Origin of the sequence: Helicobacter pylori, assembly GCF_021062735.1 — a bacterium.
Lineage (GTDB): Bacteria > Campylobacterota > Campylobacteria > Campylobacterales > Helicobacteraceae > Helicobacter > Helicobacter pylori_DN.
In genome coordinates this window covers 1-25,150 of the sequence record NZ_JAHXLB010000001.1, presented here as the reverse complement: position 1 = coordinate 25,150, position 25,150 = coordinate 1, and the positions used below count along the sequence as shown (strand labels likewise).

Annotated in this window: 25 protein-coding genes and 2 pseudogenes; 10 read left to right on the top strand and 17 right to left on the bottom strand. The window is 38.9% G+C overall.

Annotated elements, in window-relative coordinates; translation table 11 throughout:
• Window positions 1-17 precede the first annotated feature (17 nt).
• Entirely contained in the window at window positions 18-581 is a 564-nt protein-coding gene (gene efp / locus KX581_RS00135) for an elongation factor P (protein ID WP_231175261.1), read from the top strand.
• 545 nt (window positions 582-1,126) lie between these two features.
• Here the strand turns inward: efp and pseI are convergent.
• The 3 genes from pseI to KX581_RS00120 are packed head-to-tail and all read right to left on the bottom strand — an operon-like array spanning window position 1,127 to window position 4,068.
• Window positions 1,127-2,149, bottom strand: coding sequence for a pseudaminic acid synthase (gene pseI, locus KX581_RS00130; RefSeq protein ID WP_231175260.1), 1,023 nt, complete (start codon window positions 2,147-2,149; stop codon window positions 1,127-1,129).
• Window positions 2,150-2,152: 3 nt separating this feature from the next.
• Entirely contained in the window at window positions 2,153-2,794 is a 642-nt protein-coding gene (locus KX581_RS00125; RefSeq protein WP_231175259.1) for an ABC transporter ATP-binding protein, read from the bottom strand.
• Window positions 2,791-4,068, bottom strand: coding sequence for an apolipoprotein N-acyltransferase (locus KX581_RS00120; protein ID WP_231175258.1), 1,278 nt, complete (start codon window positions 4,066-4,068; stop codon window positions 2,791-2,793). The genes KX581_RS00125 and KX581_RS00120 overlap by 4 nt, the downstream gene beginning before the upstream one ends.
• 230 nt (window positions 4,069-4,298) lie before the next feature.
• Between KX581_RS00120 and KX581_RS00115 the strand changes: the two genes are divergently transcribed.
• From KX581_RS00115 to KX581_RS00090, 6 genes are all read left to right on the top strand, one after another.
• On the top strand, window positions 4,299-5,000 hold the full coding sequence (locus tag KX581_RS00115; RefSeq protein WP_231175257.1) for a CvpA family protein: 702 nt from the start codon (window positions 4,299-4,301) through the stop codon (window positions 4,998-5,000).
• A 9-nt stretch (window positions 5,001-5,009) separates the two neighbouring features.
• A complete protein-coding gene (gene lysS / locus KX581_RS00110) occupies window positions 5,010-6,515 on the top strand; it encodes a lysine--tRNA ligase (protein ID WP_231175256.1) in 1,506 nt (501 codons plus the stop codon).
• Window positions 6,515-7,765 (top strand): serine hydroxymethyltransferase, encoded by a 1,251-nt coding sequence (locus tag KX581_RS00105; protein ID WP_220904893.1) that lies wholly within the window; start codon window positions 6,515-6,517, stop codon window positions 7,763-7,765. Before lysS ends, KX581_RS00105 begins: the two co-directional genes overlap by 1 nt.
• Before the next feature lie 10 nt (window positions 7,766-7,775).
• Entirely contained in the window at window positions 7,776-8,318 is a 543-nt protein-coding gene (locus tag KX581_RS00100) for a DUF1882 domain-containing protein (protein ID WP_050825653.1), read from the top strand.
• A 21-nt stretch (window positions 8,319-8,339) separates the two neighbouring features.
• The gene (locus KX581_RS00095) at window positions 8,340-9,143 is read left to right on the top strand and encodes an SPOR domain-containing protein (RefSeq protein WP_231175255.1); all 804 of its coding nucleotides are present in this window, start codon (window positions 8,340-8,342) and stop codon (window positions 9,141-9,143) included.
• Window positions 9,144-9,654: 511 nt separating this feature from the next.
• A complete protein-coding gene (locus KX581_RS00090; protein WP_000890445.1) occupies window positions 9,655-10,188 on the top strand; it encodes a TIGR00645 family protein in 534 nt (177 codons plus the stop codon).
• 5 nt (window positions 10,189-10,193) lie between these two features.
• Here the strand turns inward: KX581_RS00090 and clsC are convergent, their stop codons facing one another.
• Genes clsC through KX581_RS00070 form a run of 4 tightly spaced genes read right to left on the bottom strand, consistent with a single transcriptional unit; the run spans window position 10,194 to window position 15,375 of the window.
• Window positions 10,194-11,702, bottom strand: coding sequence for a cardiolipin synthase ClsC (gene clsC / locus KX581_RS00085; protein ID WP_120872411.1), 1,509 nt, complete (start codon window positions 11,700-11,702; stop codon window positions 10,194-10,196).
• Between the two features lie 21 nt (window positions 11,703-11,723).
• Complete coding sequence (locus KX581_RS00080; RefSeq protein ID WP_001282405.1) at window positions 11,724-12,461, bottom strand: fumarate reductase iron-sulfur subunit; 738 nt, start codon at window positions 12,459-12,461, stop codon at window positions 11,724-11,726.
• On the bottom strand, window positions 12,454-14,598 hold the full coding sequence (locus KX581_RS00075; protein WP_231175254.1) for a fumarate reductase flavoprotein subunit: 2,145 nt from the start codon (window positions 14,596-14,598) through the stop codon (window positions 12,454-12,456). Before KX581_RS00075 ends, KX581_RS00080 begins: the two co-directional genes overlap by 8 nt.
• A 9-nt stretch (window positions 14,599-14,607) precedes the next feature.
• Complete coding sequence (locus KX581_RS00070) at window positions 14,608-15,375, bottom strand: fumarate reductase cytochrome b subunit (protein ID WP_001183639.1); 768 nt, start codon at window positions 15,373-15,375, stop codon at window positions 14,608-14,610.
• A 214-nt stretch (window positions 15,376-15,589) separates the two neighbouring features.
• Between KX581_RS00070 and KX581_RS00065 the strand changes: the two genes are divergently transcribed.
• The 3 genes from KX581_RS00065 to lpxD are packed head-to-tail and all read left to right on the top strand — an operon-like array spanning window position 15,590 to window position 18,147.
• On the top strand, window positions 15,590-16,294 hold the full coding sequence (locus KX581_RS00065; RefSeq protein ID WP_231175253.1) for a triose-phosphate isomerase: 705 nt from the start codon (window positions 15,590-15,592) through the stop codon (window positions 16,292-16,294).
• Between the two features lie 9 nt (window positions 16,295-16,303).
• A complete protein-coding gene (gene fabI / locus KX581_RS00060; RefSeq protein WP_000506232.1) occupies window positions 16,304-17,137 on the top strand; it encodes an enoyl-ACP reductase FabI in 834 nt (277 codons plus the stop codon).
• A complete protein-coding gene (gene lpxD, locus KX581_RS00055; protein WP_231175252.1) occupies window positions 17,137-18,147 on the top strand; it encodes a UDP-3-O-(3-hydroxymyristoyl)glucosamine N-acyltransferase in 1,011 nt (336 codons plus the stop codon). The genes fabI and lpxD overlap by 1 nt, the downstream gene beginning before the upstream one ends.
• 525 nt (window positions 18,148-18,672) lie before the next feature.
• On the opposite strand, the gene KX581_RS00050 is transcribed toward lpxD, so the two are convergent.
• From KX581_RS00050 to KX581_RS00005, 10 genes and pseudogenes are all read right to left on the bottom strand, one after another.
• Entirely contained in the window at window positions 18,673-19,521 is an 849-nt protein-coding gene (locus KX581_RS00050) for a DNA-binding protein (RefSeq protein WP_231175361.1), read from the bottom strand.
• On the bottom strand, window positions 19,508-20,368 hold the full coding sequence (locus KX581_RS00045) for a Coiled-coil domain-containing protein (RefSeq protein WP_231175251.1): 861 nt from the start codon (window positions 20,366-20,368) through the stop codon (window positions 19,508-19,510). Before KX581_RS00045 ends, KX581_RS00050 begins: the two co-directional genes overlap by 14 nt.
• A 13-nt stretch (window positions 20,369-20,381) precedes the next feature.
• Window positions 20,382-21,263, bottom strand: a complete 882-nt coding sequence (locus KX581_RS00040) for a hypothetical protein (RefSeq protein WP_231175250.1) — start codon at window positions 21,261-21,263, stop codon at window positions 20,382-20,384.
• 58 nt (window positions 21,264-21,321) lie between these two features.
• Window positions 21,322-21,642 carry a hypothetical protein gene (locus KX581_RS00035; protein WP_231175249.1) on the bottom strand — a complete coding sequence of 107 codons (321 nt, stop codon included), beginning with the start codon at window positions 21,640-21,642 and terminating at the stop codon, window positions 21,322-21,324.
• The gene (locus KX581_RS00030) at window positions 21,642-22,214 is read right to left on the bottom strand and encodes a hypothetical protein (RefSeq protein ID WP_231175248.1); all 573 of its coding nucleotides are present in this window, start codon (window positions 22,212-22,214) and stop codon (window positions 21,642-21,644) included. Before KX581_RS00030 ends, KX581_RS00035 begins: the two co-directional genes overlap by 1 nt.
• Window positions 22,215-23,012: a hypothetical protein gene (locus KX581_RS00025; protein ID WP_231175247.1), complete on the bottom strand. Its 798-nt coding sequence runs from the start codon at window positions 23,010-23,012 to the stop codon at window positions 22,215-22,217.
• A 1-nt stretch (window position 23,013) separates the two neighbouring features.
• Window positions 23,014-23,559: pseudogene (locus tag KX581_RS00020) on the bottom strand (DUF5675 family protein).
• A 47-nt stretch (window positions 23,560-23,606) separates the two neighbouring features.
• A complete protein-coding gene (locus tag KX581_RS00015) occupies window positions 23,607-23,825 on the bottom strand; it encodes a hypothetical protein (RefSeq protein ID WP_231175246.1) in 219 nt (72 codons plus the stop codon).
• Window positions 23,822-24,778, bottom strand: a complete 957-nt coding sequence (locus KX581_RS00010; protein WP_231175245.1) for a coiled-coil domain-containing protein — start codon at window positions 24,776-24,778, stop codon at window positions 23,822-23,824. The genes KX581_RS00015 and KX581_RS00010 overlap by 4 nt, the downstream gene beginning before the upstream one ends.
• A gap of 1 nt (window position 24,779) precedes the next feature.
• A pseudogene (locus KX581_RS00005) lies at window positions 24,780-25,031 on the bottom strand (phage holin family protein); the annotation flags it as partial.
• Window positions 25,032-25,150: the final 119 nt, after the last annotated feature.

Genomic DNA, 25,150 nt, shown 5'->3' with positions numbered 1-25,150 from the left:
CAAGGAAAGAGTGTAACATGGCAATTGGGATGAGTGAGCTCAAAAAGGGCATGAAAATTGAATTGGGCGGTGTGCCTTATAGGATCGTGGAATACCAGCATGTCAAGCCCGGCAAGGGTGCGGCTTTTGTGCGCGCGAAAATCAAGTCGTTTTTAGATGGTAAGGTGATTGAGAAGACTTTCCATGCGGGGGATAAGTGTGAAGAGCCTAATCTGGTTGAAAAAACGATGCAATACCTTTATCACGATGGCGACACATACCAATTCATGGACATAGAGAGCTATGAGCAAATCGCTTTGAACGACTCTCAAGTGGGTGAGGCTTCTAAATGGATTCTAGACGGCATGCAAGTGCAGGTTTTATTGCATAATGACAAAGCGATTTCAGTGGATGTGCCGCAAGTTGTGGCTCTAAAGATTGTAGAAACAGCCCCTAATTTTAAGGGCGACACTTCAAGTGCGAGCAAAAAACCAGCGACTTTAGAAACCGGTGCGGTCGTGCAAGTGCCTTTCCATGTTTTAGAGGGTGAAGTGATTAAAGTCAATACGGAAACAGAAGAGTATCTTGAAAAGGTGAAGTGAGATTATTTTTTATTGATCTAGTGCTTTAGAAACAGCCTTTTTGTCATAAGGGGTATTATCAGCCCCTTTTTTGGGCTTTGTTTAATGAGCTTTATTTAGAGCGTGTGTGGAATCTGTGATTAAAAATTATTTAGAATTTCTTTTCTCTGTTCTCGTTTGGAATTGATTATTATAAAATATAAAAAATGCTTTAGTATTTTTTGCAATCTAAAAAGAGATTGATTTAACCAAGCAAATAATCTCTTAAAAAAGCATTCTTTGGGGGGTTAGAAAGATTTGATTTGGGGGTTAAGAGGGTAAAAGTGCAAAATATTCCCTTAAAAAATGGGTTTTATTATAAAGTTTAAAACGATAGCAACAAAGTAATCCTGTTTTTATTAAAAATTAAAGTTGATTGGAATTCAAATAAGGCTCTAGTTGCAACATTTGATGAGAGCGATGCCCCCTATCCCCTTAAGAGTTTATAAAATAAAGAAAATGAGTCTAAAATCAAATCTAAAATCACAAAACAAATTTAAAAACCCCATTTTTTAATCAAAACAAACCTACAGTGAGCGTTCTATACCATCAGCGTTTAAAGGGGTGTTGGCTTTTAAAAATTTTGATGCCTTTTGACCTAAAATTTCTTTATAAAATTTAGGGTGTAAGCCAAGGTTGGGGCGTAAGGCTTTGATATTATCGCTAGTCAATGCTTCGCCTTTTTGAATATCCTTAATGACAAATAAAGAGCGAGCGAAGAATCTTTGTTTTTCTAAAGTCTTTGGATTGATTCTTGGCTCTTCTTCGCCTAAGGCTAAAACGCTTTGCTTGATGGCTTCAACCATGCTTTTAAATTCGTTAAAATCCATGCTAAAAGCGCTGTCTGGGGTTTGTAAGGATTTGTTTAAAATGAAATGCTTTTCTATCATGCTCGCTCCTAAAGTGGTGGCTAAAATGGGGCAAAGAGAGCCAATCGTGTGATCGCTTAAGCCAAATTTAACGCCAAAGGTTTCGCCTAATTTAACCATGCTCAATAAATTAGCGTCTTCTATTTTGCTAGGATAAGCACTCACGCATTTTAAAAGGGTGATGTCAAAATTACCCACTTCTTTGCACAATGAGATAGCGTCTTGCAATTCAATGCTTGTAGCGATACCGCTAGAAAGGATAATGGGCTTTTTTGTGTGAGCGGCCTTTTCAATCAGATCTAAATCAACGATTTCAAAACTAGCGATTTTATACATGGGGCAATTCAAGCTCTCTAAAAGCTCTAAGGCTTTTGAACTAAAAGGCGAGCTAAAAATGCCTAAATCAAGCTTTCTAGCCAATTCAAACAATTCCGCATGCCACTCTAGGGGGGTGGAAGCCTTTTGATACAATTCATACAAATTTTCTTTATCCCATAAAGTGCCTTGAATGATGAAAGGATCTTCTTTAGAGTTTAAAGTCATGCAGCTTGGCGTATAGGTTTGGAGCTTGACAAAATCCGCGCCGCTTTCCTTAATGGCATGAAGGCTTTCTTTGGCGAGATTTAAATCCTGGTTGTGATTAGCGCTCAATTCAGCGACAATTTTAGGGCGTTGTAACATTTCTTATTTTTCCTTAATCAAAACTTCTTTTTCTAAGCGATAGACTTGAGAGCAAGTGAAAGCCAAATGCTCATCATGCGTGGCTAAAACTAACGCTCCTTCTTTTTCTGTAATGTAATTTTGCAGCATGCTGATGACTTGATTAGCGCTAGTGGTGTCTAAATTCCCGGTGGGTTCATCAGCGATAATGATTTTAGGTTTTTTAGAAAGCACTCTGGCGATGCTCAAGCGTTGTTGCTGGCCGCCGCTCAATTCACCCACACCTTGTTTTAGGGTGTGGGCTATGCCTAATTGTTCTAAAAGGGAATGATTTATTTCTTGCTTGGCTAGGATTGAAGCGACTTGCAGGTTTTCTAAAGCGCTAAAACCCTTAAAAAGGTAATGCGATTGGAAGACTATGCCCACTTTTAAACGCCGTAATTCCAAAAGCTTTTTGGAATTTAAAGCATAAATATCTTGGTGTTCTAACAAACTAATCGTCCCACTATCCGGTTTTAGCATGGTGGCTAAATGGCTTAAAAGCGTGCTTTTACCGCTCCCGCTCACGCCTAAAATCGCTAGGCTTTCTTTGGGCTTGATGCGCAAATTCACGCCATTGTAAAGAGGCTTTTCAAAAGCATGAGAAATATTAATCGCTTTAATCATGATCGTTTCCTAAAAAGAATATCGCCTAATAAACTAGGGTTTAAAATGTAAGAAGTTGAAAAGTTCGCGCTGTGCAAGATGATTTTATCATAACGCCTTGCATAGTATTTTAAAAGCGTTTTTTGTAAAGTGGGTTCAATGCTTGGGCTAAACCATGCGTTATTGCTCATCACGATAAAAATTTTTGAAGGGCTGTTTGAATAAGCGGGTTTGGAGGTGCCTTCATAGCAAATCAGGGGGCGAAAAGTAAAATCGTCTAATGCAAAATCGCTGAAACTAGAAGCGTTGCGGTATAAATAAGCGCTCTCGCCAAAAAAGAGCTTTTCAAGGGGTTTTTGAAGAAACTTGGGTAAAGGCATTGTTTCGCCAAAGGGGGCTAAAACCACTTTATCAGCGATCTGAACGTCCTCTTTAGAAAATAAAAACGAGCTGTTATAAAGGCTATAGCCTTGGGTGCGCAATGTCCCTATTAAAATCGCAATATTATCGCTTAAATCTTCTAGTTTAGCTTTAAAGGGGGAGTTTTCTAAAGCGATGGGGTAGGCGGTCTCTGGAAAAACAATCAAGGTTTTTTGCTTGCTTTGAGCGAGCTTGATTTCTTTAAGGATGTTGTTTTCAATATTATTAAGGTAATTTGAGTCAAATTTCACATCTTGGGGCGTTTTTGTAGAGACTAATTCAATATTTCCAACCTTTTTTAAATCGCTTGTTTTGAAACCATTAAAATCCAACGCGCCAAGTAACAATAAAACCCCTATGATCCTGTATTTTTTAAGATTTTGAGCACTCAAAAAAATGCAAGCCAAAAAAACAAGCCCTAGCGATAATTTATCCACCCTAAACACGCTATAAGAAAAAAAGCTATCCGGGACTAACCAATCAAATCCAAAAGGGTGGATAAAACTAGAGCCTAAAAAACTCAAAAGCCTGAAATAGGGGTTTTCAAAATAGAGCAACAAATAAAATAAAACCCCATAAACTAACGCTATTAAAACAACGATTAAGGGCAATAAATAAGTGAAATCCGAGTAGCGAAAGCTTAAAGCGCACCAATAAAACAATAACGCTCCCACGAAAAACCCCAAAGCAAAAGCGCTATTTCTAGGGGTTTTTAAAAACGCCAGCATGCTTAAAGGGGCTAATAGGCTTGTGAGTGTGATAGTGATATAGGGGTTTTCAATTGTATAAGCGTCTAAAACAGCGTTCACATACACGCTTGAAACAAACATACACGCCAATAAAAAAGCGTTTTGATTGAATAGAAGAAGACGCATGGCTAAATTTTGAAACCTTGAGATTGTTTTAGTGTATTATAGCTATATTTTAATTTAAGAATTTTAGATTGATTTTTTTAAGGGTAGTTTTTTTTAAGTTGTGTTATTATTTTCAAATTTCAAGTCTAAAGAGTGTGAATTGGCATGATTTAAGAGTGATGGGTGTTTGTTTTAAGACGCTATGACTATCTTTATGCGAGATATATGAGAGAAAGGTTTGGGTTTAGGGTTTGAACTATATTGATTTGGCGTTACTTGTGGTGGTGGTAGCCTTTGGGATTAGAGGATTTTATCATGGCTTCGTGAGTGAAGTGGCGGGGACTTTAGGGATTGTGCTTGGCGTGTATTTAGCGTCTCGCTATTCTGTGGCTGTTGGGAATTTATTTTCAGAGCATTTGTATGATTTAAGAAATGAAACCATGACGAATCTCATCGGTTTTTTATTGGTGTTAGCATCTATTTGGGTGTTTTTTTTAGCTTTTGGAGTGTTGCTAGGCAAGGTGTTAGTCTTTAGCGGGTTAGGCATTATAGACAAAGCGTTAGGGTTTATTTTTTCATGTTTAAAGACTTTTTTAGTGCTTTCTTTCATCCTTTATGCGCTCTCTAAAATGGAAGTCATGAAAGACGCTAACGCCTATTTGCAAGAAAAAAGCACTTTTTTTTCTACCATGAAAAGCATCGCCAGTAAGATCATGCGCCTTGATGGCGTCAAACATGTGGAGCAAAACCTTAAAGACAACCTTGAAGAAATGAGCGATGAAGTCAAAAATAAAGAATCTTTCAATAAAAATAAACAATCTTTTAATAAAGCGATGGATAAGGGCATGGAATCTTTAAAAGAAAAGGCTAAAGACTTGCCTAAAAACATGCTAGATCCAAAAGCTAACCAAACCCCACCAAACCCCACCCCATCTAACAAAGAACCCCTATAAAGGCATCACATGTTTTCTAACCAATACATCCAACAACGCATCCATAAAGCCAATAGCTTGAGAGAAGAAGGGAAAAACCCTTATAAAAATGGCTTGAAACGAAGCCTCACCAACGCCGCTTTTTTAGAAAAATACGCTTATGTTAAGGGTTTAGAAGAGCCTAAAGACAAAGAAAAATGCGAGAGTATTGTAGGGAGGGTCAAGCTTTTGCGTTTAATGGGCAAGGCATGTTTTATTAAAATTGAAGATGAAAGCACGATTTTGCAAGCTTATGTTTCGCAAAATGAATTGAACGATGAGTTTAAAAGTTTGAAAAAGCATTTAGAAGTGGGCGATATTGTGTTGGTGAAAGGCTTCCCTTTTGCTACCAAAACCGGTGAATTAAGCATTCATGCCCTAGAATTTCATATTTTAAGCAAAACCATTGTGCCTTTACCTGAAAAGTTTCACGGACTGAGCGATATAGAATTGCGTTACCGCCAGCGCTACTTGGATTTGATCGTCAATCCTAGCGTTAAAGATGTGTTTAAAAAGCGCAGTTTGATTGTCTCTAGCGTGCGGAAATTCTTTGAAATGGAAGGGTTTTTAGAAGTGGAAACCCCTATGATGCACCCCATTCCTGGCGGGGCGAACGCAAGGCCTTTCATCACTTATCATAACGCTTTAGAGGTGGAGAGGTATTTAAGAATCGCCCCAGAATTATATCTCAAACGCTTGATTGTGGGGGGGTTTGAAGCGGTGTTTGAAATCAATCGTAATTTCAGGAATGAGGGCATGGATCACAGCCATAACCCCGAATTCACGATGATTGAGTTTTATTGGGCGTATCACACTTATGAAGATTTGATTGAACTCAGTAAGAGGCTGTTTGACTACTTGCTAAAGACTTTAAATTTAGATTCAAAAATCATTTATAACGATATGGAAGTGGATTTCAACCAAACGAGCGTGATTTCCTATTTGGACGCTTTAGAAACAATAGGGGGCATTAGTAAGGATATTTTGGAAAAAGAAGACAGGCTTTTGGCTTATTTGTTAGAGCGAGGCGTCAAAGTAGAGCCAAACCTCACTCATGGCAAATTGCTCGCTGAAGCGTTTGATCATTTTGTAGAGCATAAGCTCATTAACCCCACTTTTGTAACCCAATACCCTATTGAGATTAGCCCTTTAGCCAGACGCAACGATAGTAACCCTAATATTGCTGACAGGTTTGAATTGTTCATTGCAGGAAAAGAAATCGCTAATGGCTTTAGCGAGTTGAACGACCCTTTAGATCAATTAGAACGCTTTAAAAATCAAGTGGCTGAAAAAGAAAAAGGCGATGAAGAAGCCCAATACATGGATGAAGATTATGTGTGGGCATTAGCCCATGGAATGCCCCCCACTGCAGGGCAAGGCATAGGCATTGACCGATTAGTGATGTTACTCACTGGAGCTAAAAGCATTAAAGATGTGATTTTATTCCCAGCGATGCGTCCTGTTAAAAACGATTTTAATATTGAGAGTAAAGAATAATGGCGTATTTTTTAGAACAAACGGATAGTGAAATTTTTGAATTGATCTTTGAAGAATATAAGCGGCAAAATGAGCATTTAGAAATGATAGCGAGCGAGAATTACACTTTTCCTAGTGTCATGGAGGCTATGGGGAGCATTTTAACGAATAAATACGCTGAGGGCTATCCTAACAAGCGCTATTATGGAGGCTGTGAAGTGGTGGATAAAATAGAAAGCCTAGCCATAGAAAGGGCTAAAAAGCTTTTCAATTGCCAATTCGCTAACGTGCAAGCGCATTCAGGCTCACAAGCCAATAACGCTGTCTATCACGCTCTTTTAAAGCCTTATGACAAGATTTTAGGCATGGATTTAAGTTGTGGAGGGCATTTAACGCATGGCGCTAAAGTGAGCTTGACCGGCAAGCATTATCAGAGCTTTTCTTATGGCGTGAATTTGGATGGCTATATTGATTATGAAGAAGCGCTAAAAATCGCTCAGAGCGTTAAGCCAGAAATCATTGTGTGCGGGTTTTCAGCCTATCCAAGGGAGATTGATTTTAAGAAATTTAGAGAAATCGCTGATGAAGTGGGGGCGTTACTATTAGGCGATATAGCCCATGTGGCAGGGCTTGTGGTCGCTAATGAGCATGCCCATCCTTTCCCGCATTGCCATGTGGTTTCAAGCACCACTCATAAGACCTTAAGAGGGCCTAGAGGGGGGATTATTTTAACTAATGACGAAGAGATAGCGGCTAAGATTGATAAAGCGATTTTTCCAGGGACTCAAGGCGGGCCTTTGATGCATGTGATTGCTGCTAAAGCGGTGGGGTTTAAAGAGAATCTAAAACCAGAATTTAAAGCTTACGCAAAATTAGTGAAATCTAACATGCAAGTTTTGGCTAAAGCGTTAAAAGAAAAAAACCATAAGTTAGTGAGTGGTGGCACTTCTAACCATTTGCTTTTAATGGATTTCTTGGATAAGCCTTATAGCGGGAAAGACGCTGATATTGCATTAGGGAATGCCGGAATCACCGTGAATAAAAACACCATTCCTGGCGAAACGCGTAGCCCTTTTGTAACGAGCGGGATAAGGATTGGCTCAGCGGCATTGAGCGCAAGGGGCATGGGAGCTAAGGAATTTGAAATCATAGGGAATAAAATATCAGATATTTTGAATGATATTAACAATGTTAGTTTGCAATTGCATGTGAAAGAAGAATTGAAGGCCATGGCTAATCAATTCCCTGTGTACCAACAACCTATTTTTTAAGGGAGTCAAGATGACAGAAATGGAATTAAAGCTCATTAAGATAGACACAAGCCATTATTTTGAAAAAAAACCAGGCTTGGGGGAGAGAGTGGATTATGCGGGGCGTTGCTATTATAATAAATTCCAAAGAGTGAATGCCATGCTCACAAGCTCGCTCATTCAAAAGCATTTGAAAAAAGAAATAGAAATCGCGCACAACCTCATCTTGCGTAACGATAAGGTGGAAAATATTGTGTTTGATTATAACGGGAGGAACCCGGAGCGCTTTTATCATAAGGCGCAGTTATTGCTTCGTGAGGAAGGTTTTATGAATTTTACCGCTTATAACACAAAGACCCCAGGGCATTTGCATTTGTATGTGCATAAGGGGCATACGGAATTAGGCGAGGGTGAAAGGTTGGTTAAAACTTTGTCTATGAAATTAGCGCAAGGGTTGCCTAAAGAATGGAGGGTCTTCCCTAGCAATGAATGGCCTAAGGAATTTAATATTTTAGCTTTACCTTATGAAGTGTTTGCAAAAGAGCGAGGGAGCTCTTGGGCGAAGCATTTATAACCATTTTTGAAAGGATTTTTGATGTCAGAAAAAGAAAGACTGAATGAAGTGATCTTAGAAGAAGAAAATAATGGGGGCGGCACTAAAAAGGTGTTTTTGATCGTGGCTATAGCCATTATCATTTTAGCGGTGCTTTTAATGGTGTTTTGGAAAAGCACGAGAGTCGCTCCTAAAGAGACTTTTTTGCAAACCGATAGCGGCATGCAAAAAATAGGCAATACTAAAGACGAGAAAAAAGACGATGAGTTTGAAAGCTTGAATTTGGATCCTTCCAAGCAAGAAGACAAGCTAGACAAAGTAGCGGATAATGTTAAAAAACAAGAAAATGATGCGTTTAACATGCCCACTCAAACCGATCAAGCTCAAACGGAGATGAAAACAACAGAAGAAAAACAAGAAGCTCAAAAAGAATTAAAAGCTGTTGAGTCTATTCCCATGAGCGCTCAAAAGGAATCTCAGGCTGTAGCTAAAAAAGAAACCCCCCATAAAAAGCCTAAAGCAACCCCTAAAGATAAGGAAGCTCATAAAGATAAGCATGCGGTTAAAGAGCTAAAAGTCAAAAAAGAAGCACATAAAGAAGTTTCTAAAAAAGCCAATTCTAAAACCACTCTTACTAAAGGGCATTATTTGCAAGTGGGGGTTTTTGCGCACACGCCCAATAAAGCCTTTTTGCAAGCGTTTAACCAATTCCCCCATAAGATTGAATATAGGGGAGCGACAAAGCGCTATCTCATAGGCCCTTATAAGAGCAAGCAAGAAGCCCTAATGCATGCCGATGAAGTCAGCAAAAAGATGACTAAACCGGTTGTCATAGAGATTCGTTAAAGATTTTACAAACTTAAAAGAGTTTAGCGTTAGTCAAGCGATAATTTCTTGTGATGCGCTCTTAGGGGTTAGAGGGACTTATGGGGGAGAGTTTGCAAAATACCCCTATTTTCTTAAAAGTTTTGTATAAAACTAAAATAAAGTAATCCCATTTAAAAAATAAAGAGCGTTATGAATTTAATGGGTAGCAAAGAATATGACGGCTTTTTAACTAGCAAGCAAAATATAAGACAGCTAAAACAAAGTAATAGCATTTAGTAAAGTAGGGGTAAGAGGTAAAAAATGGAAAAACATGCGTTTTAAATCAAACATTCATACCCACTACTAGCAGTCAAGGAGAAGTAACAAACCCAAACCGCATGAAAGAATTGTAATATAAAAAAGATTAAAACGGCTTTTAAGACTATCAATCCGTATGATTTTACCAAAAAGAAAGCATCAGTCATTTCAATGGGTTTTTTAAAATTAGCTATAATCAAGGCTTCAAAAAGCCATAATTAAAAGAGTTGAGATGTTAGAAAAGTTGATTGAAAGAGTGTTGTTTGCCACTCGTTGGTTGCTAGCCCCTTTATGCATTGCCATGTCGTTAGTGTTGGTGGTTTTAGGCTATGTGTTCATGAAAGAGTTGTGGCACATGCTCAGCCATTTAGACACCATTAGTGAAACGGATTTGGTTTTATCAGCCTTAGGATTAGTGGATTTGTTGTTTATGGCTGGGCTTGTTTTGATGGTGTTGCTCGCCAGTTATGAAAGCTTTGTTTCTAAATTAGACAAGGTGGATGCCAGCGAAATCACTTGGCTAAAACACACGGATTTTAACGCTTTAAAATTAAAGGTTTCGCTCTCCATTGTAGCCATTTCGGCGATTTTCTTGCTCAAACGCTACATGAGTTTAGAAGACGTTCTATCCAGTATTCCTAAAGACACGCCCCTATCGCATAACCCCATTTTTTGGCAAGTGGTGATCCATTTGGTGTTTGTGTGTTCAGCACTTTTAGCCGCTGTTACCAATAATATCGCTTTTTCGCAAAATAAAGGGCATTAAAAGTTTTAAAGCTCTCTTTCAGGAAGGACTTTAGACCATTCTTTAATCAAGCGCAAAAAGAAGGAAGTGTCAGGCGAAGTTTTTTCATGAATTAAAATACCTTCTTCCACCGCTTCCCAAATCACTCTATGCCGATACACCACCAAATGCCATGCTTGTTGGGCATGATCTTTAAGCGACAAACGCACTCTTTTAGCAAAAGACGGGTTGTCAAACAAAACCGCGCTTTCAGTGTTGATGTATGCAGAGCGCGGATCAATATTAAAACTCCCTAGAAGCGTTAAATTGTCATCAAAAACAATCGTCTTGCCATGCAAGGAATGTTTGGTGCTAAAGCGCCCTTTAATCTGGCGGTTGAAAAAATCGTTTCGTATTTCATAGACATTCGCACCCATTCGCACTAATTGGTTGCGATACCTTTCCCACGCCCCATAGACCACTATCGCATCAGTAGATGAAAGGGAATTGGTAAGGATATTCAATTCAATCCCCTTAGAAATTTGATTTTTAAAGATTTTCATCATCTTTTTGCCTGGAATAAAATACGATGAAGCGATAAAAACGGAGTCTTTAGCGTTTTTAAGGGCTTTCTCAAAAGCGATTTTGATAGGCGAATACAAGGGCGTGTCAATTTTTTTGGGTGAATCGGCTAAAAAAATGGCATTCCCATAATAAATGGGGTATTGGTATTTTTGGAAGCGTTCTATAAAATCATTGACTTTTTTTTCAAACTGGTTTTTGTCTTCGGTGCTGATAGGGATTTTTTCATGGAGTTTAGCGATTTCTTTAGCGTTGTTTTTGAGTCTTTTATGGGTTCTTAGTAATGAAACAGGGATAGAGCGGTGGAACCTCCAATAGCGTTCAAAGCTTTCTTTGGCTTTTGAAGCAACCCCCCCAAAAAACAAAGCGTCTAAATCTAAAAAATTCGTGTCTAAATCGTTATCAAAATAATTGTCTCCAATATTGCGCCCTCCTATAATGACAGCGAAATTATCCACGATGAAAAGCTTGTTGTGCATGCGTTTTTTAATGCGCTCATAATCCGCAAGCATTTCAAAATAGCGCAAGCCTTTATTGCGGATATAGTAGGGGTTAAAAATCTTCACTTCAATGTTTTTATGGAAATTTAAAAGCATAATATCTGAAAAATCTGAATCCAATCCGTTATCATCTAAAAGGATGCGCACTTTTACCCCACGATTGGCCGCATTTAAAAGTTCTTTAGCGATCACTTGAGAGGAAAGATCGTTCTTATAAATATAAGTTTGCATGTCAATGCTTTTTTGGCTCATCCTAATAAGACCCACTCTGTGCAACAAAGCGTCAAAGCCGTCTTCTAAAAGAATGGCCGCGCTATGGTTGGGGTTTTCTTTTAAATTTTTAGCATACAAGCTCCCAATGGCGGTAGTGTAGGGGTCATAAGAGATAGGGGGGCTTGAAATGGGAGTCTTATAGACTAACCCAAAACACCCATTAAAAAAAAAGACGCTTAGAAGAACTAAAAAGATTTTCAAAAACGACCCACTAAAAAGAAATTAGCGGCTTTTACCCACTTTCAACATTCGGTTACGCAAAGTAGCGATACTGCTTTGCAAGGGTAATTCTTTAGGGCAAGTGTCATGGCAAGCAATCAGGCTCATGCACCCAAAAACGCCATCATCATCGCCCACTAACTCATAAAAATCATCATCGCTTCTTTCATCGTGGCTGTCAATCATGAAACGCATGGCTCTGTTCATACCAGCAGCTCCAATGAAATTAGGGCGCATGAGTTTAGTCCCGCAAGAAGCGATACAGCACCCGCATTCAATACACCTGTCTAGTTCAAAGACTTCTTGGGCTTCATCAGGCTCAACCCTTTTTTCCGGCTTAGTAATATCCACTTCTTCTTTAGAATGCGCCCAACTCTCCACCCTTTTAGTCATGTCCAAAAACCAATCGCCGGTATTCACGCTCAAATCTTTAATGAGCGTAAAACTGGGCATGGGCATCAGCGTGATCACCCCGCTTTCAAAGCTAGAAGTTAGGGTTTTACAAGCCAGTCTCGGTCTCCCATTAACCATCATCGCGCAAGAGCCGCAAATCCCAGCGCGACACACAAAATCAAAGCTCAAATCCGGATCTTGATGCTCTCTAATGAGGTTTAAAGCGATAAAGAGCGTCATGGATGGCGTTTCTTTCAATTGATACTCTTTAAAATGCGGCTTACTCACCGCGCTTTGAGGGTCAAATTTTAGCACTCTAATTACAATCGTTCGTTCATTATCACTCATGGTGTTCTCCTTTTAAATTAGCGTTGTGTTTGTCTAATAACTCATGGACATTGAAAGAATACAAATGTTCCCCCCTAGCCCTGACTTCCTCATCTTCTAAACGCATATTCCTAGCCTTGTATTTTTCTTGCAACTCAAAAGGCATGAGCGCGTGTTGGACTTCTACCCTGTCTTTCCCAAGCTTTTCTAATTCTAAAATCGTTTTCAAAATCTTAGCGTCGCGCTCTTCTTTTTTGGGGTGGGGAATGAAATTGCCCTTTTTGCCATAGCCTCTAAAATCAGGGCTGATTTCCATTTTCATCACATCTAATTCTTCGTATTCAATCGTGGGCATGTCTTGCTCAGCGCTAGGCCAGCTCGCTAGAGTCCGATTAAGCCATTTTTCATCGTCTCTTTTAGGGTAATCAATCCTTGTGTGAGCCCCTCTGCTTTCGGTGCGCAGTAACGCTCCTTGAGTGATGCAAAGCGCGAGTTTGAGCATTTTTTTGGTGCGGTAAGCGTCTTCTAATTCAGGGTTATTGTGTAAAACCTTGTTTTTCACGCAAATGTTTTTGGAGCGCGCATAAAGTTCTTGCAATTCTTTAAGGGCTTCTTCTAGTCTTTTGCCTTCTCTAAAAACGCCCACCTTTTCATCCATGACTTCTTTCATGCGTTCTCTGATTTCATACACGTCTTCCTTGCCTTCATTGTGCAATAAAAAATGCATGTAATCCTGGCTTTCTTTAATGAAAGCTTCAACTTTTTGCGTGTTGATTTCAATTTGCGCTTCCAAACAATGCGACGCGAAATAATCCCCTATGATCATGCCAGCGACCACCGCTTCACTCACAGAATTTCCCCCCAAGCGGTTAAACCCATGCAAATCCCAACATGCCGCTTCACCTGCGCAAAACAAACCTTTTAAATGGGTTTCGCCTTTAGGGTTTGTCCTAACCCCACCCATAGAATAGTGTTGCATGGGCTTTATGGGGATCCAGCCTTTTTGCTTAGCCATCGCTTGCCCGTATTCAGGCTCATTTGCGGGCATTCCTTGCATGTTGTCTTTGGTTTGCTCTTCGCTATCGGCCGGATCAATGCCCGCAAAAGTCATGGCAATATCGCGCACATCTCTTAAGTTTTTTTCCACATGGTTACGCCCTAAAATAGCAATATCCAGCCACACATGATCCCCATAAGGCGATTTGGCTCCATAGCCTTTTTGGATATGCTCTAAAATCCGCCTTGAGACCACATCTCTGCTCGCAAGCTCTTTTTTCTCCGGCTCATAAGCGGGCATGAAGCGTCTGCCAAACTTGTCCCTTAAAACCCCGCCATCGCCCCTACAACCTTCGGTCATTAAAATCCCGCTAGGCACTAAAGCGGTAGGGTGGAATTGCACCGCTTCCATGTTGCCTAATTTAGCCACGCCGGTTTCTAAGGCGCTCGCCGCCCCGGCTCCGTCGCAAATCACGGCGTTAGTGGTGTGTTTATACACGCGCCCATAACCTCCGGTAGCTAAAAGCGTGCCTTTAGAAACATACGCTGAAATTTCGCCTGTGATCAAATCCCTTACCACCGCCCCATAACATTTATTATCATGATGAATGAAAGCGAGCATGTCCTTTCTGTCTTGAATATCCACTTTGTGGTGTAAGGCTTCATTAGCGACCGCATAAAGCATGGTATGCCCTGTAGCATCAGCCGTAAAGCATGTGCGCCATTTTTTAGTGCCGCCAAAATCACGGCTTAGAATATAACCATGCCTGTCGTCTCTTTCGGTAATCGTAACATGCTCACCATTGACGACCGCAGGCCTATCGCCCTTTTTAATCCTAGTCCAAGGCACCCCCCAACTGGCCAATTCCCTAATGGCTTTAGGAGCAGTGGTTACAAACATTCTAGCCACTTGCTGATCGCACCCCCAATCACTCCCCTTAACCGTGTCTAAAAAGTGCAGATCTTCATTATCGCCTTCGCTTTTTTTAGCGTTCGCAAGGCTCGCTTGCATGCCCCCTTGAGCGGCTGCAGAGTGCGAACGCCTGACAGGCACTAGGCTTAAAACGATGGTGTTTAAACCCTTTTGTTTGCATGCGATACTAGCCCTTAACCCAGCCAGTCCGCCTCCAATAATTAGCGCATCACAATATGTTATTTTCATTTTCTACCCTTATTCTTTGTGGAATTTCCCATCAGCTTCTATGGCTTCTTGCATGGTTTTAATGCCATTGTCCTTATTTTCTAAACCTTTTTTAATGTAAGCCCCATAGGTGCAAAGCCCTAAAACAATGAAAAACACGCTCATCGCCCATTTGACTTTTCTCAAGCCTTGAATGCTCGCATTCTTAAACCACCCCCATTTAATCGCTAAGCGATACAACCCAATAGAGCCGTGCAATTCTACGGCAAACAATAAGAAAATATACAAAAGCCAAAAGTTTTGCGTTACAAAACGATAGCTTGAGCCATGAGGCCCGATGCTTTCAGGCTCTGTGAGCATGACAAACAAGTGGATACTCGCTAAGAAAAACATCGCAAACCCGGTGAGAGCTTGAATAAACCACAAACTCGTATCGCCATGTTTCATCAAATGCTTATGGGTTTTAAAAACCTTGTATTGCCTGTAATTGATAGGGAATTTTCTCAACGCCAAGAAAGCATGCGCGACTAAAATAAGAATCACCCCTGCTGCAACCACGCTCACAATAGCCGGCTCGCCCGCTTTTAAAAACAAGCTCCCTTCAAAAAATTTCGCCACTTTATACATGGCTTCATCGCTAATCAAGATGCTTGAGACTAAAAACATGTGCGCTATCATAAAGAGCGCTAAAATCAAGCCCGTAGCGCTCTGTAAAAAATCCAGCTTGGCATAAATACCGCTCTTTTTAAGCCCTTTGCTAGCGCCATAATAACCCTCTATAATCTCTTCTTGTTGCATAAAAACTGCTCCTAAAAACTCAAATTTAACCTAAAATCGCTTGACGCAAAAACACTGCCTTAATTTTACTACATTTGAAATAATTTTTCTTATAAACAAAACCTAAATTGGGAAAAAATTCAATTCAAGGGGGCTATTGTTTAAAATTTACATTTTTTAAACGCTATTAGATATAATAAGGGATAGTTACCACCTATAAAATAAGGATCATTCAATGACAAAAATTGCCATGGCCAATTTTAAATCCGCTATGCCTATTTTTAAAAGCCATGCGTATTTAAAAGAATTAGAAAAGACTTTAAAACCGCAGCATTTTGATAGAGTGTTTGTATTCCCTGATTTTTTGGGGTTATTGCCTAATTCGTTTTTGCATTTCACTTTAGGAGTGCAAAACGCTTACCCTAAGGATTTGGGGGCTTTTACCGGTGAAATCACTTCAAAGCATTTAGAAGAACTCAAAATCCACACCCTTTTAATAGGGCATAGCGAGAGGCGGACGCTTTTACAGGAAAGCCCTAGTTTTTTGAAAGAAAAGTTTGATTTTTTTAAAAATAAAAATTTTAAAATTGTCTATTGTATTGGCGAAGAATTAACAACCAGAGAAAAGGGTTTAGTGGCTGTAAAGGAATTTTTAAGCGAGCAATTAGAAAATATTGATCTTAATTATCCTAATTTAGTGGTGGCGTATGAGCCTATTTGGGCGATTGGCGCAAAAAAGAGCGCTTCTTTAGAAGACATTTACCTCACGCATGGTTTTTTAAAGCAAATTTTAAATCAAAAAACGCCCTTGTTGTATGGGGGGAGCGTGAATGTGCAAAACGCTAAAGAAATTTTAGGGATTGATAGCGTGGATGGCTTATTGATCGGGAGCGCGTCTTGGGAATTAGAAAATTTTAAAACAATCATTTCATTTTTATAAAGGAAAATCATGGGATTTTTAAAAGGTAAAAAAGGGCTTATTGTAGGGGTGGCGAACAATAAATCCATCGCTTATGGGATCGCTCAATCTTGCTTCAATCAAGGGGCTACTTTGGCTTTCACTTATTTGAATGAAAGCTTAGAAAAGCGCGTGAGGCCTATCGCGCAGGAATTGAATAGCCCCTATGTGTATGAATTGGATGTGAGCAAAGAAGAGCATTTCAAGGTGCTATACAATAGCGTTAAAAAGGATTTAGGCTCATTGGATTTTATCGTTCATAGCGTGGCCTTTGCCCCTAAAGAGGCTTTAGAAGGGAGCTTGTTGGAAACTTCTAAAAGCGCGTTTAACACTGCTATGGAAATTTCTGTTTATTCTTTAATAGAGCTGACAAACACTCTAAAACCTTTATTAAATAACGGAGCGTCTGTTTTGACTTTAAGCTATTTAGGCAGCACCAAATACATGGCGCATTACAACGTGATGGGGTTGGCTAAAGCGGCCCTAGAGAGTGCGGTGCGTTATTTAGCGGTGGATTTAGGCAAACATAACATTAGAGTGAATGCTCTATCGGCTGGGCCTATTAGGACGCTCGCTTCTAGCGGGATCGCTGATTTTAGGATGATTTTAAAATGGAATGAAATCAACGCCCCTTTAAGGAAAAATGTGAGTTTAGAAGAAGTGGGCAATGCCGGGATGTATTTGCTTTCTAGCTTGTCTAGTGGCGTGAGTGGGGAAGTGCATTTTGTGGATGCTGGCTATCATGTCATGGGCATGGGGGCTGTGGAAGAAAAAGATAATAAAGCTACGCTATTGTGGGATTTGCAGAACAATAAGGGGTATTGATGAAATTAAGCGAATTATTGAGCGCCTATTCTATTGAAACGGAATTTTCAAACGACTTTGAAGTGCATGCCTTAGCGGAATTAGATAAGGCTACGCCTAATGATATTAGCTATATTGACCAAGCGCGTTACCTTAAACTTTTAAAAGATTCCAAAGCCGGGGCGGTGTTTATCCGTAAAAAAGAATCTTCTAAAGTGCCAAAACACATGCAAGCTTTAATCGTGGATAACCCGCATTTAGCCTTTGCCAAAGCTTCGCATGCCTTTAAAATCCCTTTTTTTAAAAACCTAGAAAGCGTTAGCGAGCCTAAACATTTTAAAAAAGTAACGATCATGCCTAATGTTGTGATTGGAGAGGGCGTAGAAATTGGCGAAAACTCTTTGATTTATCCGGGCGTGGTGATCGCTGATGGGGTCAAAATCGGTAAAAATTGCGTTTTGTATCCTCGTGTGATCTTGTATCAAAACACGATTTTAGAAGACAATGTTACTATCCATGCAGGCAGTGTGATCGGAGGCGATGGCTTTGGTTATGCGCACACCGCTTTAGGAGAGCATGTCAAAATTGAGCATGTGGGGATTGTTAGGATTCAAAAAAATGTAGAAATTGGCGCTAACACGGCGATTGATAGGGCGGTGTTTGGCGAGACTTTGATTAAAGAGGGCGTTAAGATTGATAACCTGGTTCAAATCGGGCATAATTGCGTTTTAGGCGAGCACAGCATCGTCGTTTCTCAAGTGGGCTTGAGCGGTTCTACAACCACAGGTCGTAATGTGGTTTTTGGCGGTCAAGTGGGCATTGGGGGGCATTTGCATGTGGGCGAATTCACTCAAATTGGGGGTAAAAGCGCGGTGGGTAAAGACTTGCCCCCTAACACTAATTTTGCCGGAGCGATCCCTGCTATGGAAATCCATGAATGGCACCATTTCCTGGCTCATTTACGAACGAATTTCAGGAAACAGCAAAAAACGAGTTTGTTGCAAAAAGCTAAAGGGTTTTTTAAGTCTTAAAGAATGAAATAAGCTATAACTACGCCACCACCAAAAAACACGCCTAAACCCCTAAAACTCGCATCTGTCTTTTTTAGGTTTTTAGCTTTTTGTGTGTCTCAAATAACATTTTTAAAAGAACGCTTGAATTATAGTTATTTTTTTCTTTACTTGTCAAGTGCCTTTAAACACAACGCAAATAAAGGCTAATGCGTGTAATCAAAATTGTAGCATACAAAATACACACAAAAACTACATTTATTTTTTAAATCGTTTAAAAAATAGAACATATAAAAAACATTCCACAAAACACAAAATAGAAATATATTAGGCTTCACAAAATCTTTTATAGCACGGCAACGGGATTTACAAACCGCCCACGCCAACGCTACCACCACCTTAACGCCGGTAAAGTCCCTAACTTTAGCTATAGGGAGGCTTCACAAAATCTTTTATAGCACGGCAACGGGATTTACAAACCGCCCACGCCAACGCTACCACCACCTTAACGCCGGTAAAGTCCCTAACTTTAGCTATAGGGAGGCTTCACTCGCTCCCGCTTACACTATCAACACCGCTCCCGCTTACACTATCAACACCGCTCCCGCTTACACTATCAACGCTACTATTAGCTAACGCTAGCAAATCGTTCACGTTCATCTGCGCGACATTGTTATTATTATTAGTTTCTATTACTTGAATTTGTTCTTTTCCAAACAAGCTAACACCTGCATCAATGAAAAGTTTAGAAACTTTCTCAGCCGCTACGATAATATTAGCGCTATCCTTTTCGTTACTGCTCAAACTCGCTCGCTTAATCATCTTAATCAGCTCACCTCTAGCCACTACCGCACAAAATAAGATCTGTTTTTTAATGTAAGCGGTATTCATCGCTTTCAATAGGAGTTCGTCGCTCGTGGTTTCTGTGATCGCTTCTAAAACGATCGGATCGAGGTTCAAATGCTCTAAGCTTTGTTTTAGCGTTTCTTTGACTTCTTCTTTTTTCGTGTCTAAGAATAAGTCCATGTTTTTTTCGGTTAGCTTATCGCCTAAAATCTCTTTTATTTCTTTTTGTTCTAATTGTTTCGTGATTCTGCGTTTTTGCCAGTTTTGGCGTGTTTTAACATATTTAAGATTATCCTCATTCATCTTATATTTTTGCGCTAATTCTCTGATGCTCATTCCTAGCGTTTCATACATTGCTCTTATTTCATTGAAAACTTTTCTACTTGTCCATTCGCCTTGCTTCGCCCATTGGTGCAGCGTTTGTCGGCTTATGTTGAATTTAGCGGCGATCTCGCCTTGCGTGGCTAAAGAATCCTCATAGGCTTCCCTAACCATTCTTTTAAGATCCATGCGTGAAATGGTTTCGTTTTCGTTTTTATTTTCCGTCATCTTGTTCATGCTCGCTGTTCGGTGTGATCTGTCGGTATTCTTTTAATTTAATTTTGCCTTGATTCTTTTGAATGTGTTCAAGGCGTTTTTTATGTTTCACTAATTCTAAAATCACGCTTTCAGGCACTTTACCGCCCAAACTCTCTAAATTGTTTATATCTTGTTCTAAAATTTGAATAAGTCGGCTTTGATTTTCTCCTAACCTTGCGGTGTTTTCTTCTTTGCTTCTAAAACCAAATTTCGTCATTTCTTGCGCGTCTTTGATTTTTTGATTAGTGAGCTGTCCGCCCATCTGCCTTGCCGTGGAATAAGAATAATTTTTTAAAGCGTTCACGGTCTCTGCTTCATCGCTATTTAAGCCATAAAGCCCGCTAGTTTTTTCATTGGCCAACCTCTTAAGCGCGCTAAAAATCCCGCTGTTATCTTGCGCTTTTTCTATCAACCTGTCGCCCAAATTTAGAGCTTTTAGCCCGTCATAAATCTTACTTGTAGCGCTCGTTAGATTTTTTATTTTTGTGTTATTCTCGCTTTTAATGTTTAGGTTTCCGTTTAGATTGACATTTAGATCCATTCCTAAAAACTTTTTAGCCATATAATAATCAAACGCCGTGATAGTTCTATTTTTGATCTTATCGTCCAAATAAGCGATCCCGGTAGAAAGATAAGACGGCTCATTAGCTTCTTTTAGGTTTTCGCTCGCTAATTGTTCTAAACCTTGATTAGCTAAACCTTGATTATTCTTATTCTCGCTTTCTTTAGCGCTTGGCGTGTTTTTCTCTTGCTTGATTGGTTTATAAAGGCTGTTTAGTTGTTCTTCAAAAATTTCACTTTCTAATTTTTCGTCCATGTTTTTTCCTTTCTCAAATCACTTTAAAAATGAATTTTTTAAACGCTTCATCTTCTAGCTTGCCCTCTTGTATGAGTTCTTTTCGTTTCAAATTATAAGCGATCTCATTTTCTATTTTTATCTTATTGTTTAAAATATCGGCTTCAATCATTAAGGCATTTTGCAATAATTGCACCTTATGGCTTTCAAGCGTTACCTGCAAGTAACATAACGCTTTTAATTCCGCTATTTTTAACGCTTTGAGTTTCTCGGCTTCGTTTAAAGCGTTATCAATGCTTTCTTTAACAAAATTTTGTAAAAACTCGCTTTCAAGCTCTTTTAAAAACATTTCTTTTAGATTTTGATTGATCACGCTATAAAAGGCTTTCGGTTGCGCTGCTAAAAAACTAAAGTCTAAATTCTTGATCACGCTTTCGGTGATAGCGTTTAACTTGCTTTCTAAAATCCCTAAAATCTTACTCGTTAATGCGTTTATAGCCCCGTTCGTGGTTTCGCTCACAATTTCATTTTTAGCCTGTTTCAGTTCGCCTTGTAGCTCGCTATTGTCTAAAATGCTATTTAGTTCGCTCTTAATCTCGTTTTTTAATTCTTGCTTTAAAGCGTTTGTGATCGCTTGCTTGTCAAATTGGCTTATTAGTTCGTTTTTTGTTTCTTGCGTTAATTCTTCTTTATTGACAAGCTCCTTAACATTTTTTTTTACGATTAAAGGCATCTCCACTAATTGACCATCTAAATAGCCCTGAAAGGTGTTTTTTAAGCTTTCTAGATTTTCATCAGATTTATTTTTGACTAGCTCGCTTAATTCGTTTTTCGCTAATCTTAACACTTCATTATTTTTTTGTTTGAGCGTTTCGCTTTCGTTAATGAGTTCTTGCATCTTATTGTAGAGTTTCATTTTTTAACTCCTTGCTATTTTGACAAATTTTACAAATAGTTCAAAGCTATTTCAAGGGTTATTTTTTTCTAAATGCGTTTATTAGGGCTTCATAGCTTTGCAACTTCGCTTCGCATGTGTTGTCTTTAATAATGATTTTGTGGTATTTGTCTTTAATCTTGGTAGTTTCTAAAAGCTTGTTAGTCTTGTATTGTTGGCTTTCTAATTCTAGCGCTTGGATCGTTTCATTTTGTTTGATCAAATGCGCTTCGTTGTCGTTTAGCCTTTCTTCTGCTAACGCTAATCTAACTTTTAAATTACTATTAAAAATTAACAATAAAACGATAATAATATAAGGCATAACCCCCCTAAAAACCTTAAAAATCAAATCATAAGGCATTAGTATCTAAAAAAAGGATTAGAGTTAATGTATTGCTTTAATTCTTCTTTAGTGATGGTTTTAGGCTTTGGCGTTATTGGCGTGTTTTGTGTTGGTAGCGTGTTTTGTGTTGGCGTTGTTGGCATTGGTTTAGCTTCATTACCTAATCCTACGCTCGCTTTAGCGCTTGGCGTTTCTTTCATTAGCCACTTGAATTGATATTCGTTTAGTCGGTTTTCTTGTTGCATCGCTTTGGCTCTGTGATCGTTTAGTATTTTTTCCTGCCTGTGTCTTTCTTCATTCATGCGCTGTTGTCTTTTAGCAAAATCCATGCTTTGTTCGGCTTGTCTTTTTTGCAAGTCAAACGCTTCCGCTCTCTGCTTATCGCTCGCTAAATCCCGCATTCTTTGATACTTCAAGGCTTCTTCTCTGATTTTAGCGTTATCAAAAAGGCTTCCTGCATTAGCGATCGTGTTCGCAAAATTGCCCATGCTTTCATTCAGTAGTAAGTTAGCGAACCGTTGGTTATTCAACGCTTGATTAAAACTATCTAATCCGCCCCTGCCTGCGGTAATGCTTTCAAAATAAGCCATTTAGTTAATCCTTTCTTTGAGTTTGTTCGCTATCACGCTGATAGTGATATTTTTACTTAAGCTCGTTTTACCGTTGTTCGCTTTAAAGGTGATGGTATGTTTTCCTACTTTATCACTTCTAAACAAACACACGCTACCGCTTGCTATTGGTTCATTAGCTTCATTATAAAATCCCTCTTCAGCATTAGACAAAGTGCTAAAACCCCATAACTTGATCGGCGCGTCTTTTAACACTTCTAACTTATCGCTAAAAACCTGTATAGAATTGACCTCGCTTTGTTCGTTTAACTTCTCTAATTCCTTGCTCAAATTATTTAATATTGTTTTGAGTTCGTTCGTTTGTTCTTTTTCTTGCACGCTCACGCTCCCGTTGTTTAGTGTGATTTGATTGTATTCACTTCCGATCTGTGCGATGATTTTAAACGCTGCTTCAAAATTGCTCGCTATGATCCCATTAGCTGCATTCGCTTGGACTTGTAGTAAGCTTACTAATGCGTTCGCGCGGTTGATCATAGCGTTATCTTTTAGGCTTTTTAGCATCGCTTGGCATTGGATTAGCTTGTTTAAGGTTTCGGCTTTGGCATTTTGTAAATTCGCTTGCATCCCTAAAAAGTCTATTTGCATTTTTGCTCTAACCTGTTCGCTCTGTAAGCCTTGCGCTTCTTCATTTAAAGCTAACTGCTCGCTTTGTAAGGCTGCTTGCATGCTCGTGGTGTTCAAGTCTTTGTTATTGAAATTTTGTTTTTGTAAGGCTTCTTTGAATAAAACAAAATTTCTTATAAATCGTGCTGTATCCATTTTAAACCTTATCAATCACTTTAAACAAAAAATTATTAACGCCCTTGTTTTTGACTAAATCAAAAAACTTTTTTACCGCTTCACTGCTTTTATAAATCATTTCTTCATCGTGTTGCATTCCTAACAAAACACACCCTAAAGTATCATGTGCGCTGTTTCCTACATGGATTAAAATTTTTCTGTTTTTGAAATCCTTATTATTAGGATCTACTAGCTGTAACACTTCATGGCGTTTGTTATCACATTTTTTATTTTGGTATTCTTTAGGCACTGTGCAACTCGTATCGCTCTACTCTAATTCGTAATCTCTAGCCACGATCGGCTTATCTAAATTGGGCGTGTCTGTTGGCTCTCCGCTGTTTTCTAATGAAAAGCAACTGAATAAGGCTTTTTCTTTTTCATAGTGTTTTAGGATCGCTTTATCGCTTATGCCTTGATCGTGCGTGCTTTCAAACACTCTAAACTCTCCTAACATGCCGCTTTCTTTCTTGTCTTTCCTTACTAGCGGTCTTAAATCGTGTTTTCTTTCTAATAATACTAAATACATTGACTTCCTCTAGTTTCCTTGTATTTAATCAAAATCAAGGCTTTATTTCAAGGGTTATGTTTAGTGCAAAACTTTAAATCGTTTTCTAGCGTCTCCGTGTAAATCAGTAACGCTCGCAAGTATTCTAAAGCTTCTAAATGCTCGCTAGGTCTTGTCGGTAGTTCAATATCGCACTTAATCGGCACTTTCATCTCTCTATAAATCACCTTTTTAGTGCATGCAGTGAAGCTAACACCCAAAACCAACGCTAAAAATAAAAGCTTCATTGAAGAATTTCATAAACGATCGCTTGAGAATGCTTATAAAACACCCAGTCGTTATTATAGGTTGTCGCTATGCTTTGCGTGGTTAAATCTCTAAACCTCGCATTATTTAAAAAGCTAGGTTGAAGCCCATCCGTGTTAGCGGTATAATTCACATTCACCCATAAATCTTTATGTTTCCTAGCAAATACCGCTATTTTGTAATCCGCTTGAACGCTTGGCGTTTCAAAAACGCTTGCAGTTCTATAAGTGTCTATGATTTTATTCTCAGCGTTCAAATTAGTGGTTTTGTTTTGATAAAAGCTATTTAGGATCGGATACACTTTAGAATTAGCTTTCAAGCATAACACCATTTCGCCCATTCTCTCGCTATAAATCCCGTCCGTGCTTAATTCATAAGGCATGCTAAATTGCACAATATAGCTTTTATTCGCTTGTAAATGGATACTAGCAAACTCAAACAATTCTATAAACTCATCGCTTTCATTTTTGAAAAAGCTTTGCCTCCCATAAACATAAAACCCTAAAAACTTCGTTACGCCTTGTATTTGTGGTTTCAAGCTTTGCGCTAGTGTATTTTTAGCTTCTGTGAGTTCAGCGATAAGTTGCGTTTTTAATTCGCTTCCTGCTTGTGTTAGCTTTTGTGTTTCGCTTGTTATCGTGCTTTGTAATTGTGTATTCAATAAGGCTTCTAATTCTTGTTTTTTGGCTTCTAAACTATTCACTAAAGCGTTAATTTTAGCCTTTAGTTCTTGTTCGCTTGTCTCATAGCCTGCTAGTGCGGTTTTAATCTCTTGGATTTTTCCTACTATTTCTAAATCGTGATCGCTAAAGTTTTTTAATAGATCTAATTGGTTTAAAACCTTAGAAATTTTATACACGCCCTCTAAACTGCTATAAACCTGCTCTTTGAAATTGCCATTATTTAAAGCGTTTTCTAAATTTGTCAAATCCATTTTACAACCTTTTTTTTAAGCTATCCAACGCTAAAGCGCTTATGCTCTCCGCTCCTAAATACCCAACGCCTCCACTAATCGCTACGCACAAACTAGTCGGCAAATTAAAAAAATAATCTGTAATTTCGTAACTGATCCATGTTACTAGCATGCTCGATCCCACGCCTTGAACAATGTAAAACAATTTTTCGGTTTTGTTCTTAAAGTCTTCGTTCCTAATGCTTCTAAAAACATACAAAACCCCCATGTCTAAAAAACTCTTTAATCTTATTAAAAGTATTTAAAAAGTTATTTTTTGTAAATTTTCCCATCGTGTTTAAAACGCCAACGAGATTTTTACTGGAGTAAACACTACTCCGCTATCCCTTAGAG

Bases quoted from the DNA above. Each gene is read 5' to 3' on its own strand.
- KX581_RS00090 (WP_000890445.1), top strand. From the start codon at position 9,655: ATGTTAGAAAAGTTGATTGAAAGAGTGTTGTTTGCCACTCGTTGGTTG.
- KX581_RS00065 (WP_231175253.1), top strand. From the start codon at position 15,590: ATGACAAAAATTGCCATGGCCAATTTTAAATCCGCTATGCCTATTTTT.
- KX581_RS00080 (WP_001282405.1), bottom strand. From the start codon at position 12,461: ATGAGTGATAATGAACGAACGATTGTAATTAGAGTGCTAAAATTTGAC.
- lysS (WP_231175256.1), top strand. From the start codon at position 5,010: ATGTTTTCTAACCAATACATCCAACAACGCATCCATAAAGCCAATAGC.
- KX581_RS00100 (WP_050825653.1), top strand. From the start codon at position 7,776: ATGACAGAAATGGAATTAAAGCTCATTAAGATAGACACAAGCCATTAT.
- KX581_RS00010 (WP_231175245.1), bottom strand. From the start codon at position 24,778: ATGGATTTGACAAATTTAGAAAACGCTTTAAATAATGGCAATTTCAAA.
- KX581_RS00025 (WP_231175247.1), bottom strand. From the start codon at position 23,012: ATGGATACAGCACGATTTATAAGAAATTTTGTTTTATTCAAAGAAGCC.
- pseI (WP_231175260.1), bottom strand. From the start codon at position 2,149: ATGTTACAACGCCCTAAAATTGTCGCTGAATTGAGCGCTAATCACAAC.
- KX581_RS00035 (WP_231175249.1), bottom strand. From the start codon at position 21,642: ATGCCTTATGATTTGATTTTTAAGGTTTTTAGGGGGGTTATGCCTTAT.
- KX581_RS00030 (WP_231175248.1), bottom strand. From the start codon at position 22,214: ATGGCTTATTTTGAAAGCATTACCGCAGGCAGGGGCGGATTAGATAGT.
- KX581_RS00105 (WP_220904893.1), top strand. From the start codon at position 6,515: ATGGCGTATTTTTTAGAACAAACGGATAGTGAAATTTTTGAATTGATC.
- KX581_RS00120 (WP_231175258.1), bottom strand. From the start codon at position 4,068: ATGCGTCTTCTTCTATTCAATCAAAACGCTTTTTTATTGGCGTGTATG.
- lpxD (WP_231175252.1), top strand. From the start codon at position 17,137: ATGAAATTAAGCGAATTATTGAGCGCCTATTCTATTGAAACGGAATTT.
- KX581_RS00040 (WP_231175250.1), bottom strand. From the start codon at position 21,263: ATGAAACTCTACAATAAGATGCAAGAACTCATTAACGAAAGCGAAACG.
- KX581_RS00125 (WP_231175259.1), bottom strand. From the start codon at position 2,794: ATGATTAAAGCGATTAATATTTCTCATGCTTTTGAAAAGCCTCTTTAC.
- KX581_RS00075 (WP_231175254.1), bottom strand. From the start codon at position 14,598: ATGAAAATAACATATTGTGATGCGCTAATTATTGGAGGCGGACTGGCT.
- fabI (WP_000506232.1), top strand. From the start codon at position 16,304: ATGGGATTTTTAAAAGGTAAAAAAGGGCTTATTGTAGGGGTGGCGAAC.
- KX581_RS00070 (WP_001183639.1), bottom strand. From the start codon at position 15,375: ATGCAACAAGAAGAGATTATAGAGGGTTATTATGGCGCTAGCAAAGGG.
- efp (WP_231175261.1), top strand. From the start codon at position 18: ATGGCAATTGGGATGAGTGAGCTCAAAAAGGGCATGAAAATTGAATTG.
- KX581_RS00015 (WP_231175246.1), bottom strand. From the start codon at position 23,825: ATGAAGCTTTTATTTTTAGCGTTGGTTTTGGGTGTTAGCTTCACTGCA.
- KX581_RS00045 (WP_231175251.1), bottom strand. From the start codon at position 20,368: ATGGACGAAAAATTAGAAAGTGAAATTTTTGAAGAACAACTAAACAGC.
- KX581_RS00095 (WP_231175255.1), top strand. From the start codon at position 8,340: ATGTCAGAAAAAGAAAGACTGAATGAAGTGATCTTAGAAGAAGAAAAT.
- KX581_RS00050 (WP_231175361.1), bottom strand. From the start codon at position 19,521: ATGACGGAAAATAAAAACGAAAACGAAACCATTTCACGCATGGATCTT.